This window comes from Thalassospira sp. GB04J01 (assembly GCF_000751115.1).
Classification (GTDB): domain Bacteria; phylum Pseudomonadota; class Alphaproteobacteria; order Rhodospirillales; family Thalassospiraceae; genus Thalassospira; species Thalassospira lucentensis.
On the sequence record NZ_CCDX020000004.1, the window covers coordinates 219,448 to 232,189 of the forward strand.

Annotated in this window: 11 protein-coding genes; 7 read left to right on the forward strand and 4 right to left on the reverse strand. The window is 53.6% G+C overall.

What is annotated here, in order from left to right:
* Nucleotide 1 precedes the first annotated feature (1 nt).
* On the forward strand, nt 2-973 hold the full coding sequence (locus AMM48_RS01375) for an energy transducer TonB (protein ID WP_102782625.1): 972 nt from the start codon (nt 2-4) through the stop codon (nt 971-973).
* Nucleotides 974-1,112: 139 nt separating this feature from the next.
* Here the strand turns inward: AMM48_RS01375 and AMM48_RS01380 are convergent, their stop codons facing one another.
* Nucleotides 1,113-2,438 (reverse strand): globin-coupled sensor protein, encoded by a 1,326-nt coding sequence (locus AMM48_RS01380; RefSeq protein WP_102782626.1) that lies wholly within the window; start codon nt 2,436-2,438, stop codon nt 1,113-1,115.
* A 241-nt stretch (nt 2,439-2,679) separates the two neighbouring features.
* Here AMM48_RS01380 and AMM48_RS01385 point away from each other — a divergent pair, with 241 nt between their 5' ends.
* From AMM48_RS01385 to AMM48_RS01395, 3 genes are all read left to right on the forward strand, one after another.
* The gene (locus AMM48_RS01385) at nt 2,680-3,198 is read left to right on the forward strand and encodes a hypothetical protein (protein ID WP_022733582.1); all 519 of its coding nucleotides are present in this window, start codon (nt 2,680-2,682) and stop codon (nt 3,196-3,198) included.
* A 157-nt stretch (nt 3,199-3,355) separates the two neighbouring features.
* Nucleotides 3,356-4,447 carry a TRAP transporter substrate-binding protein gene (locus AMM48_RS01390; RefSeq protein ID WP_102782627.1) on the forward strand — a complete coding sequence of 364 codons (1,092 nt, stop codon included), beginning with the start codon at nt 3,356-3,358 and terminating at the stop codon, nt 4,445-4,447.
* Nucleotides 4,448-4,722: 275 nt separating this feature from the next.
* A complete protein-coding gene (locus AMM48_RS01395) occupies nt 4,723-5,814 on the forward strand; it encodes a TRAP transporter substrate-binding protein (RefSeq protein ID WP_102782628.1) in 1,092 nt (363 codons plus the stop codon).
* Nucleotides 5,815-5,912: 98 nt separating this feature from the next.
* On the opposite strand, the gene AMM48_RS01400 is transcribed toward AMM48_RS01395, so the two are convergent.
* Nucleotides 5,913-6,572, reverse strand: coding sequence for a glutathione S-transferase family protein (locus tag AMM48_RS01400; RefSeq protein WP_102782629.1), 660 nt, complete (start codon nt 6,570-6,572; stop codon nt 5,913-5,915).
* 106 nt (nt 6,573-6,678) lie between these two features.
* On the opposite strand from AMM48_RS01400, the gene AMM48_RS01405 reads away from it, so the two are divergent.
* Nucleotides 6,679-7,182 carry a helix-turn-helix domain-containing protein gene (locus AMM48_RS01405; protein ID WP_102782630.1) on the forward strand — a complete coding sequence of 168 codons (504 nt, stop codon included), beginning with the start codon at nt 6,679-6,681 and terminating at the stop codon, nt 7,180-7,182.
* A 24-nt stretch (nt 7,183-7,206) separates the two neighbouring features.
* Here AMM48_RS01405 and AMM48_RS01410 read toward each other — a convergent pair whose 3' ends face one another.
* Nucleotides 7,207-7,599: a hypothetical protein gene (locus AMM48_RS01410; RefSeq protein WP_102782631.1), complete on the reverse strand. Its 393-nt coding sequence runs from the start codon at nt 7,597-7,599 to the stop codon at nt 7,207-7,209.
* Nucleotides 7,600-7,746: 147 nt separating this feature from the next.
* Here AMM48_RS01410 and AMM48_RS01415 point away from each other — a divergent pair, with 147 nt between their 5' ends.
* Both AMM48_RS01415 and AMM48_RS01420 read left to right on the forward strand, forming a co-directional pair.
* Nucleotides 7,747-11,718, forward strand: coding sequence for a NahK/ErcS family hybrid sensor histidine kinase/response regulator (locus tag AMM48_RS01415; RefSeq protein ID WP_102782632.1), 3,972 nt, complete (start codon nt 7,747-7,749; stop codon nt 11,716-11,718).
* Between the two features lie 19 nt (nt 11,719-11,737).
* Complete coding sequence (locus AMM48_RS01420) at nt 11,738-12,352, forward strand: DUF1780 domain-containing protein (RefSeq protein ID WP_022733589.1); 615 nt, start codon at nt 11,738-11,740, stop codon at nt 12,350-12,352.
* Here the strand turns inward: AMM48_RS01420 and AMM48_RS01425 are convergent.
* Nucleotides 12,349-12,729, reverse strand: coding sequence for a transcriptional regulator (locus AMM48_RS01425; protein WP_102782633.1), 381 nt, complete (start codon nt 12,727-12,729; stop codon nt 12,349-12,351). The two genes, AMM48_RS01420 and AMM48_RS01425, sit on opposite strands and share 4 nt — an antisense overlap.
* Nucleotides 12,730-12,742 lie beyond the last annotated feature (13 nt).

Here is a 12,742-nt window from a genome sequence, read left to right on the forward strand (position 1 = left end):
TATGTCAAAACGCGTAGATTTCCTGATTGCAACCGGGCTGACCGGGCTTGTTCTTGCCGGGGGTGTCGTCTTGGCGATGCCCGATCCACAGCCATCTGGCTGGGGCGGGGCGGGGTCTGTTCAAAGTATCAGCATCTCGCTTGGTGCCGGGCAGGCAACAACCGGTGAAACCGAAACCGATCAGCAGGCCGCAGATTCCGTCGAAAGCCGTATGGCCGAAGAACCGGTTGAAGAGGTCGAGCCGGAACCAGAGCCCGAACCGGTGGTCGAGCCGGAGCCGGAATCAGAACCCGTCGCAGAACCTGAGCCAATTGCCGAACCAGAACCGGTCGTCGAAGAAGTCGTCGAACCTGAACCGGTGCCAGAACCGGAACCCGAACCCGAACCTGAAATCGTTGAGCCGGTCCCAGAGCCAGAGCCAGAGCCAGAGCCAGAGCCGGTCGTGGTTCAAAAACTTGCCGATGTGCTGCCGGTTCAGATGAAGCCAAAGCCGCCGGTGAAAAAAGTGGAAGCCCCAAAACCGGTCAAAAAGGTCGAGACCCCGAAACCGCAAAAGGCGCCGGCACCAACACCACCCGCCGGGGCAACCAATTCCAGCCACTCCGAAGGGACGGTTGGCGAGGTTGCGCAAAGCCAGGCTGCCAGTTCATCAAGCGGCAGTGGTGGTGGGGCCGCTAGCCGGGCCGCCATGGTTGATTACAAATCGTCGGTTGTTCAGATGCTCAACCGCTACCGCGAGTATCCCGAACGGGCAAAGCGCCGCCGGATCGAAGGCCAGAACAGCATCCGTGTTGTGATCGCCAAGGATGGATCGATTGAAGTGTTCGAGATGATTTCAGGCAGCGGATCAAAACTGCTGGATCGGGAAACCCAACGCATGATCGAACGCGTCAAACAGTTCCCCCCCTTTCCCGAGCACATGATCGAGGAACGGATCACGCTGACGATCCCTGTGATCTACAACATTCGTTAATGCGATAAATACCCTATGGCCCCTTGATCGGGGCGACAGGTCTACGTCTAACACTAACACCTGCACGGTAAAACGACGTCAGGCGCAAGGAGGACGTTCCTTGCGCCTGCTTTGGGCTGGTGGTGGGTTTGGACCGTGCTTAGTCGTTAGATGTCAGGCGTTTAACAAAGGCATCAACATCAGCACGCAACTGTTCAGAATTGCGTTGAAGTGTTTTCGAAACTTCGGACACCTCTGCTGCGACCGAACTGGTTCTGCTGGCCGTCCCGTTGACGGTTTCAAGGCTGGTATTCACATCCCGATTGGCCGAGGAAACTGTGTTGATGTTGCCACTGATTTCGGTGGTGGCGGCGGCCTGTTGTTCAACAGCGGCCGAAATAGCGGTTACGGCATCAACAATCGCACCGATTTGCCCCGCGACTTCACGGATCGCCGTCACAGCCGCACCGGTGCTTGCCTGAACAGAATCAATTTGTTCGGTGATATCGCCTGTTGCCTTGGCGGTTTGATTGGCAAGATTCTTGACCTCGCTTGCGACCACGGCAAAGCCTTTGCCTGCTTCACCCGCGCGGGCAGCCTCAATCGTTGCATTTAAGGCCAGAAGATTGGTCTGACTGGCAATTTTATCGATCAGATCAACAACGGTACCAATTTGCTCTGCTGCGGTATTCAGGGTTTCGATCGTATCGGACGTCGATTTGACCGATGCTTCCACCTCGTTTGATATGGTCGATGCGCGTGAAATCTGACTGGATATTTCACGGATGGAGCTATCAAGTTCTTCTGCCGCTCCGGCAACGGTCGTGGCGTTATCGGCCGATATTTCCGCGGCACCGCGTGCCTTTTCAACCTCGGACTGGGTTTCATTCATGCTGGCAAGAAGCGTGTTTGACGCATGCGACATTTCGTCAGCAGATGTCGCAACTGCGGAAACGACGGTGCCGATGGTTGTTTCAAACTCGGTCGACATGTCATGAAGTTTGCGGTTGTAGGTGTTTTGAGTTTCCTCGTAATAGACGGTGATGGCCATTTCCACATCAACCAGCAAGGCATTGGTGGCGGCAACCACCATCATGGATACATCTGCATCCTTGCGGAAATGCTTCAACAGCAGGGAGGTAATTTCACCAAGCATGAAATTATAGGCCGAGACATAGGACTCTGGCGTCAGACCAATGCGTTCATGGGCTTTGCCGATACGCCGGACATCTTCATAGAACGAATCATCAAACGTACCCGCGAACAGCTTTCCCCAATGTTTGCGCTGCGCATTCTTTAAGCTGTCGATGTTCGATGGGTCTCCAATGATCTTGGCCAGGTCCGGGCGTCCCATGACCTTTTGGTAAAACACATCCAGAATTGGCGCGATGTTCTTATCAATGACTGGCCACGCTTTTTTAAGCAGCTTGGCCTTTGTGTCGTTGAAATCAATAAATTCAAGGCGACGTCGAATTTCCGGATGCATGTATTGTCCCCCAAGGCGATAAAATGCGCTCTATGTGATTGGATATCCTTCTGTAATTCTAGGTTGGGTACTGATCTTCATTGTGAACTATACGTTGGTATGGTTTCTCGCCTCCCGTTAGAATAGTTTTACCTTTGCAAGACGTTTTAAACGTCAAAACGGGCTGAAATTTTTCCCAAAACCCGACCTGCCGCGTCGTGTGTCTGATGGTTTCATTCACATAGATCGCAAAGGTGCGAACATGCCAATTAATCCCGATCAATTACGTACCCTCGTCGTCCGGCCGGTTCTTGCCGCGCTGGATCTGTCTGCTCCGGATGTGGCCGAAAATCTGATCATGGGGACCGCCGCCCATGAAAGCCATCTGGGCGATTTCATCAAGCAGGTCGGCGGCGGCCCGGCCATGGGCATTTATCAGATGGAGCCCGCCACGCTAAATGATTGCTATGAAAACTATCTCGATTATTCCAGCCGGGCGGCGTTAAAAGCAAAGGTCGATGCGTATCTTGCCGTCAGTCCGGCTGTGGCGTCCTCAACCGGTTCTGGTGATCAGCCTGATAAGGCGAGCCAGCTTGCGACCAATCTGGCCTATGCAACGGCGATGTGTCGTATTCGCTATTACCGCGCCCCCGCAGCAATGCCGTCTGATCCAAACGATATCAATGCACTCGCGGCTTATTGGAAGCAGTATTACAACACCCCGCTTGGTGCCGGAACGCCCGAACAGTTCGTTGCCGACTATCAACGCTATATCGGGTAGGGGGCCTAAGCCCTGCTTTCCGTAACGTCGATGAAAAAATAATTCACCGATTTTGCAAAAATAGTGGAAACCCACGCCTGTTTTAGCCAAAATCCCCCAACGAACGTCGGTGGTCGCGCAAAAAACCACCAAATTATAAGAATTTAAGGGGATTCCAATGAAACGTCGTCAGTTCCTTAAAGGGGCCAGTGTCGGTGTCGGCGCGGTTGCCGCATCCGTTGCCGCACCGGCAGTTGTTTCTGCGCAGGAAAGCCTGAATTGGCGCATGGTGATGCCTTGGCCAAAGGGCACACCGGGCCTTGGCACCAATGCGGAAAAATTCGCCGCCATGGTTAAGGAAATGTCGGGTGGCCGTTTGAACATCTCCGTCTTTGGCGGTGGTGAAATCGTCCCGCCGTTCGAATGCATGGATGCGGTGGAACAGGGCGTGGTCGAAATGGCCCACGGCACCCCGTATTACTGGCAGGGTAAAAATCCGGCGCTGAACTTTTTCTCGACCATTCCGTTTGGTCTGACCGCGTGGGAATTGTCCAGCTGGCTGCGCTTTGGCGACGGACAGAAATTGTGGGAAGAAGCTTACGACGAATTCAATGTTGTTCCGTTCTATGCCGGGAACTCCGGCATGCAGGCCGGTGGCTGGTTCAACAAGGAAATCAATTCACTTGATGACCTTAAGGGCCTTAAAATGCGCTATGCCGGTTTGGGCGGTGAAGCCATGCGCCGTGTCGGTGCAAACGTCACCATGATCCCGCCGGGCGAAATCATGCCTGCGATGCAAAGTGGCGCAATTGATGCGGCCGAGTGGGTTGGTCCATGGAACGATCTGGCGTTTGGCCTGTATCAGGTTGCCAAATACTACTATACCCCGGCTTTCCACGAACCCGGACCCGGGCTTGAGATTTTCATCTCCAAGGACAAATTCAACAGCCTGACACCTGATATGCAGGCGATCATTCGCTATGCCGCACAGGCGATTGCTGAAAACACCTTTGCCGACTTTACCTTCAATAACCTGCAGTCCTATCAGCCGTTGATCGACAAGGGTGTTGAAGTCCGTCAGTTCCCTGATGAAGTCATCATGGCGCTGGCCGAACAGTCCAAGGCCGCTGTTGATGAAATCGCCGCCAAGGATGAATTGTCTGGCCGTATTGCCGCAAGCTATCTTGATTTGGTCAAGAAGGGCGCACGCTACGGCAAGGAGTTTGAGGCCACCGGTCTTCTGCACCGCGCGAAAGTCTGGGGATTCTAAGCCTAAAAAGCGCATCGTACGAACCACATATTGGGGACGTTTAAGTCCCGTCAGACAAAGGGGCGGCCATGTGGCCGCCCCTTTCGCATGGAAACCGCAGGGTGAACTTCGAGGAAGCAATGTAAATGCCATGCAAGGCGCGTGATGCAGCATCCCGCAAAGATGAATTGTTGGGGGCGGCAAAAACCGTAACTTTGGCTGCATGTAAGGTTACGAAATTACCTTCGTGATCGTTTAACGCAAAAATTTGCCAATAAAAGATTGAGAGCCCCACAATGAAACGTCGTCAGTTTCTGAGCGGTGCTGGTGTTGCAGCGGGCGCGTTTGCCGCGACAGCCGCCGCACCAGCCATCGTCAAAGCCGAAGAAACCATCAATTGGCGCATGGTGATGCCATGGCCAAAAGGCACACCGGGCCTTGGTGCCAATGGTGAACTGTTTGCACAGCGTGTGAACAAAATGTCCGGTGGTCGTCTGAACATCAACGTTTATGGTGCGGGTGAACTGGTTCCGGCCCTTGAATGCATGGATGCGGTTGAGCAGGGCGTTGCTGATCTTGCGCACGCCACTCCGTATTACTGGTTTGGCAAGGACCCGGCGGTTTCGTTCTTTACCACCATTCCGTTTGGCCTGATGGGTTGGGAACTTTCCGGCTGGCTGCGCTTTGGCGGTGGTCAGGAACTTTGGGATGAACTTTACGCCCAGTTCAACGCCAAGCCGTTCCTCGCGGGCAACACGGGCCTTCAGGCCGGTGGCTGGTTCAATAAGGAAATCAACAGCGTTGACGACCTTCAGGGCCTTAAAGTCCGTTATGCCGGTATCGGTGGCGAAGCCATGCGCCGTCTCGGCGCAAATCCGACCCTGCTTCCGGCTTCCGACATCCTGCCAAGCTTGCAGTCTGGCGCAATTGATGCGGCGGAATGGGTCGGCCCCTGGAACGATTATGCGTTCGGGTTGGCAAGTGTCGCCAAATATTACTACACCCCGGCATTCGCCGAACCGGGTTCGGGCATTGAAGTCTTTATCAACAAGGACAAACTTGCCGAACTGCCAGAAGATTTGCAGGAAATTGTTGCGGTTGCCGCACAGGCCAACACCGATCAGACCCTTGCCGACTTTGCGTTCAATAACGTTCAGTCCTATCAGGCGATCCTTGATAAGGGTACGGAAATCCGTCACTTCAACGACGATCTGATCCTTGCCTTTGCCGATGCATCCAAGGCCGCAGTCGAAGAAATCGCGAACAAGAACGACCTGAATGGTCGTATCTATGCGTCGATGATGGATTTTGCCAAAAAAGCCGCACCGTATGGTAAGGAATTCGAGGCAACCGCATTGCTGCAGCGTGCAAAAGTCTTCGCCCGCTGAGCTAGTCAGGACGGTCCAATTCATGCAAAATGCCGGTCCCAAGGGGCCGGCATTTTTGTTTGGGTTATTGGTGGATCGCTGTCGTCTGGAATAAGGCCTCAGTCCGCTTCTGGTGCGCCCAGTGGGAAAAGATGGCGGTAAGGGCGGGCTTCTTCGATACAACGTGCAAAGGATGGGCGGACCATCAGACGATTACGATAGGCATGGACATGCCCGAACTTTGGATCAATCGGGTGCGTCCAGTGCGCGTAAAACAATGCCGGACCCGCTGCACAATCGGCCATGCTGAAATCATCCCCAATCGCCCATGTACGGTCGGCCATTTTGGTATCGAGCCACTCGTAAGATGTTTCAAGCAGTTCTTTGGCCTTTGCAACGCCGTAAGCATCGCGATTCTGTTGGTCGCGCAGCACGTCAAACACCACCGTCATTTGCGGGGTGAAAATATAATTGTCAAAAAATCGATCCATGAACCGGGACTCAAGCGCCGACTGGCTGTCTTGTGGAACCAACCGGACATCACGGTGATAATGTTGGTCGATATGTTCAATGATAATGCTGCTTTCGATGACCGGGCGGCCCTGATCGACAATGACCGGCATACGCTTTATCGGCCAGATTTCCGAAAATTCATCAAGAGCACTGGACCCTTCGAAATCAATCTGGCGTAACTCATATGCCAGGTCGTGCTCATAAAAGGCGATCAGGACCTTTTTGCAATAAGCGGAAAAAGGGTGTCCATAAAACGTGATCGACATTCGCGCCTCCCTAAGGATTGGGTTTAACTGATTGCAATATGCAATCTGTTGTGTTTTAGCAAAACCAATCCTATTTTGCAATCAGTATGAAAAAGGATACCTGCAAATGGATCAACATCGTTCGGGATGTCCGATCAACCTGACATTGGAAATACTTGGTGATGGCTGGAGCCTGATCGTCATTCGCGATGTGATGTTTGGCAACCGTCGCCATTTTCGCGAGTTACTTGGCCAATCAGAAGAAGGCATAGCGTCAAACATTCTGTCGGCCCGGCTTAAACGACTGCTGGCCGAAGGTTTGCTTGTTAGATACCCAGATCCAACCCATCGACAAAAATCGATTTATAGCCTGACCGAAGCGGCTATTCAGCTCGTTCCGCTTCTGGTGCAAATGGGGGCGTGGGGGCGGCGTCACACACCGGTATCACGGGAACTGTCGATCCGCGCCCAGTTGCTCGAAGAAGGCGGACCGCAAATGTGGGTCGATTTTATGGATGAGTTGCGCCACATCCATCTGGGCGCACCCGCACCGGAAAAATCGGTTCTGGCGGAGTTACAGGATGCTTATCTGCGCGTGGTGGCCGGGCAAACCGACGTAGGCACGACATAAAACGAAGTGCCCCTTCTCTTGTCCTTAATGGATGGTCGGGGACCCCGGTGCCGCGGGCAGGTCAAAGGTAAAGCTATCCTGATCTTTCAGGTCCTCATTCGCCGCCCGTTTGACCAGTTCAGCCGCCAGCACAAGTGATGTCTCAATTGTCCATTTAAGCTGCTCGACCGCGGCTTCATTGCCGGCATTCAATGCTTCGGGCAGGATGCGTTCCTGAAGGAACTTGGCAACACCGGCAAAGGCGCGCGCGGCACTTTCGCAATTGTCGCGTTCGACCATGAAGCGCCCGGTTTGTTCAATTGCATCGGCAATCCCGGCCAGATGGCCCATCATGATGCGAACTTCCCGGTCTTCGGTTTCAGTTTTCTTCGCGACAAAGCGCAAAATACCAGCGTAAAATCCGTAATCGGAAGCCATTTAAACAACTCTCTTAGGTCTTTGGTCGCAATGAGATTTGGGTCGTTTTAGACAATATGTCAGTCGTGGTATAGTCCCGATAACAGATAATTATAACTGCCTGAATTGGCAGCCAGATTACAGATACTTATACAGGGCCATTCACGGATGCTTCAGGGCGGACTGATCTTTATTGTTGCCATGGCCTATATCGGGCTTTTGTTCGCCATTGCCCATTATGGCGACAAATATGCCGATAAATGGCGTGCGTCCAAGCTTAAACCGACCATCTATGCGCTTTCCATGGCGGTCTATTGCACCAGTTGGACGTTCTTTGGCTCGGTCGGGACGGCCGCAACACGCGGCTGGGCGTTCCTGCCAATTTATATCGGGCCATTGGTGATCATGATTTTCGGTTTTGGCATCATGACCAAAATCGCCACGGTCTGCCGCGAACAAAACATCACCTCAATCGCCGATTTTCTGGGATCGCGCTATGGCAAAAGCCAAAGTCTGGCTGCCCTTGTTGCGGTGATCGCAGTGGTGGGTGTGCTTGCCTATATCTCGCTTCAGCTCAAAGCCGTGTCACTGTCCTTTGATGTTTTGATTGGCCAGTTGGGCGAACAGATCGTAAGCCACTCGGCATCGGATTTTTCCAAGGACACCGCGTTTTACGTCACGATTTTGATGGCGGTTTTTGCCATCCTGTTTGGCGTGCGCTACATCCACGCATCCGAACATCATGATGGCTTGATCCTGGCGGTGGCATTCGAAAGCATCGTCAAACTGGTTGCCCTTTTGCTGGTTGGTGTATTTGTCGTTTATGGCCTGTTTGACGGATTTGGCGATATGAACGCGCGCGCCATTGCCGATCCGACCGTGCGCCAAATATTTAAACCCGATACGTGGCTAACCTCGCATTTCTTTATTTCAACGCTTCTGGCGGCCTTTGCGATTTTCTGTCTGCCGCGTCAGTTCCATGTGACCTTTGTGGAAAACGACGACAGCCGCAACCTGACCAGCGCGCGCTGGCTGTTTCCCGCCTATCTGATTGCGATCAATATCTTTGTTGTGCCAATTGCCGTGGCCGGGCTGTTCCTGTTTCGTGGTGATCCGACGGTTAATCCCGATACATTCGTTTTGACCTTACCCTTGTTGGCCGGGCAAAACTGGTTGGCAGTTTTGGCCTTTATCGGTGGGTTGTCAGCCAGTACCGGGATGGTGATTGTTTCATGCGTCGCGGTTTCGACTATGGTCTGCAATGATCTGGTCATGCCGCTTTTGCTGCGTTCGGAAAAACTGCAAAGCCGCATGTCGGGCGATGTCAGTCAGGTGCTGCTCAAAGTTCGCCGGGCGGCGGTGATTGTATTGTTGTTTCTGGCCTATGGGTTTTACCGGTTTCTGTCGGAAAAATATGCGCTGGCCGATATCGGCATGCTGTCCTTTGCCGCGATGGCGCAATTTGCCCCGGCGGTTTTGGCTGCGATCTATCTGAAATCAATCAACCGGACCGGTGTGCGCCTTGGTCTGGCGTGGGGGTTCATTCTGTGGGCCTATACGCTTTTGCTGCCGGGCTTTGTTCAGGGTGGACTTTTGCCGGTATCGATCCTGACCGACGGGCCGTTTGGTATCGGCATTTTGCGTCCGCAGGCCCTACTTGGTGTCGGGATCGAAGATCCGCTAACCCATGGGGTGGTCTGGTCGCTGGGGCTTAACTTCGTTCTGATGTTTGTTGGCTCGGCTGTCGGCGTTCAGGGGGTGACCCAGCGCCGTCAGGCCCAACGTTTTGTCGATGTTTGGCGCAAAGATACAAGTACGCGCACCGACACATGGCCGGGCAGGGTGACGCTGGGCGATCTTGAAGACCTTGCCGCACGGTTTTTGGGCAAACACTGGGCGCAGCGTGCCTTTCGCAATTACCTGCAAAAACGCGAAGGTGCGGCCAAACGGTCCGACATTGCCGATGTTGATGCCGCAAACTTTACCGAACATTTGCTGTCGGGGGCGGTTGGTGCCGCATCATCGCGCGTGGTGATGGCGCTTCTGTTGCCCGACAAGGCCGTATCGCGCCGCGATGCGATGGAATTGCTTGACGAGGCGTCCGAGGCGATCAAATTCAACCGCGACCTTTTGCTCAACACGCTGGAAAACATTTCCCAGGGCGTCGGGGTGTTTGACCAAAACTTGCGTCTGGCCACATGGAATCATCGCTTCATTGATCTTCTGGGCCTTGCCACCAGCGACATTCAGGTCACCTTGCCCCTGTCCGAACTGGTCGGTATTTGCCGCGACAATACTGTGCGCGCGGTCGATATTGATATTATCCTTGGCCGTAATGCCGCCCCGCAAATGCGTCGCTTGCCCCATACCTATGAACGCAAACGGTCCGACGGCATGGTGCTTGAAATCCGCACCAACCCGATGCCCGATGGCGGCTTTGTTGCCACCATTGCTGACATCACCGCGCGCGTGCGCACCGAAGAGGCGCTCCGCGAAAGCGAACGTAACATTCGCATTTACACCGATAATATTCCGGTAATGATAGCCTATGCCGACAAAAATCAGCGTCTTCGCTTTACCAACCGCCCCTATGAAAAGATGTTTGGCCTGCGTCGGGTTGAGGCGCATGGCATGGCCGTCCGCGAAGCGGTGGGTGAGGAACGCTATGTCCATCTTGCCCCGATGATTGCGCTGGTACTTGAAGGATACCGCCAAAGCTTTGAAATCGAATTCCCGGCCATCACGCGCAACCGCAATGACGAGCGCGGAATTCTCGGCGTACGCGAAGGCCGCTATGCCGAAGGCACCTATATCCCGCACTTTGACGAAACCGGCCAAGTTCTGGGCTATTTCTGTATTTATCACGACATCACCGAACGCAAAACTGCCGAGCAGGCGCTCAAAGAAGCCAACGAAGGGCTTGAGGCCCGGGTGACAGAGCGCACCCACGCGCTTGAGGTGCTTAATTCCGAACTGTCGGTCGCCAAGGAACAGGCCGAAACCGCCAACGATACCAAAACCCGGTTCTTTGCCGCCGCCAGCCACGACCTTCTGCAACCGCTCAATGCCGCCCGCCTGTTTACAGTCGCCCTTGGCGGTAAGCATGGCTTGGCTGAGGACGTGTTTGATCTGGTTGGTAAGGTTGATTTGTCGCTTAAGGGCGTTGAAGAACTGCTCAACGAGCTTCTTGATATCTGCAAGCTTGATGCGGGGGCGATGAAGCCAACCATTCGCGACTTTGCGCTGGGTGATGTATTGGGCGCGCTTGAAACCGAATTTGGCCCGGTCGCCGAACACGCGGGGCTTAGCTTTAAGGTCCATAAACGCGATCTTTGGGTCAGAAGTGACTCTCGCCTGCTGCGCCGTATCCTGCAAAACTTCATTTCCAACGCCATGCGCTATACCCGAACCGGCGGGGCGGTGGTCGGGTGCCGTGTGCGCGGCGATCATGTGCGGGTGGAGGTCTGGGACAGCGGACCGGGCATCCCCGAAGACAAACTGAAAATCATCTTCCGCGAATTCCATCGCCTTGAAGGCCCCGAAACCACCGATGTAAAGGGCCTTGGTCTTGGCCTCGCCATCGTCGAACGCCTTGGCCGGTCGCTTGATCACGCGGTATCGGTGAGATCCCGTCCCGGACGCGGCACGGTGTTTTCCGTTGATGTACCGCTGGGCATCGCCGCCCCACAAACCGCGCCCAAACCCAAACGCCGCATGGCGGGCGAACTGGGGGGCTTGCGCGTGCTGTGTATCGACAACGAGCCCGATATTCTGGACGGCATGCGCGCCATGCTGGAAAACTGGGATTGCGTCGTCGCAACGGCGCGCTCTGGCGCAGTTGCCGAAGAAATGCTGACCAAGGACGGCGCAGACAGCAAACCAGCCTTCGCACCGGACATCATCCTTGCCGACTATCACCTTGATTCCGGCCAGACCGGCCTCGACTGCCTGATCAAACTGCGCGATGTTCACGCCATTAACGTACCGGGCGTGCTCATCACCGCCGACCGCTCAACTGAAACCAGTGACCTGATAAGAGAGCAGGGTTTCTCCCTGCTTAACAAACCGTTGAGACCTGCTAAGCTGCGGGCATTGATGACGCGGGCACTTAATCGACTTGGTTCTGATGCTGCGGAGTGATTTTAGATGGAAGCTTTTGATGAACAATCACACAAAGCTCAAGAATTACTGGATTGAGACACTAACTGAGTGGCGTCACTATTTTTCAAATCGAGGGAAGCCGGAAAGAGAGAAATACTGTGTCGATCGGTTCTTAGAGATCTTTGATATTCCGCATGATTGCAAAGATTTTATCGCTCCTGAGCAAGGATCAGTTATTGACGTTCAATGGAACGATCTTAGGTTTCAGGTAAAGGAAATCACTGACCTGAGTGTTAATCGCGGCGAGTTCAAAGAAATTCTCAGGAAGGTCAAAAAGTCGGAAGATATTGAAGATTTGGGCAGATTTCTTGTCGGTCAATCTAGAGATGTGCCTTCAGTGGCCTCAATGTATGATTTGGTTTCTAAGGAATCTGCCATCCTGTCTAAAGAAAAACGGTATGTTTCTACGAAATCGGAACTTGACCTTTTGTTTTATGTGACACGATCACATTGCTCTTTGTTGCAACCAGATGAGGCTCAAAGAAACGTGCTCGATAGCTTGGGGTGGCGTTCAATCTCTGTTGTAAACGAAAAGCAAGCTGTTGTGCTCAGCGCATTGGATAACGCTCCGGATTTGATTCGGAAAAGAAAGGGGCAGATTTATGCTGCTTAAGCACCTTCCCGAACCGGCTGGATCAGAATATCTGCCGGGATATTCCACGCTTCATTGAGCTTCCGAATTTGAGTAAGCGACAGACTTGTCTTGTGATTGAGGAATTCTGAGGCGCGGGAGCGACTGCCCAGCAGTTTGCCGAGTTCCGCACGTTCCAACCCATTTTGCTCCATATAAAACGGTACGGCCTCGACCGTATCCGGTGCGGCTATCGGGACTTTCTGTGCTTCATACTGATCAATCAGGATGCCAAGGATTTCAAGCTGATCGGCCTCTGGCGTGCCGGGTTTGGCACCCCACAGGCTTTCAAGATGTTCTATTGCCGCTTCATGGTCGGTTTCGGTCTTAATCGGTTTAAGGGCGTAGGTTGGTTGCATTGCACGGGTTCCT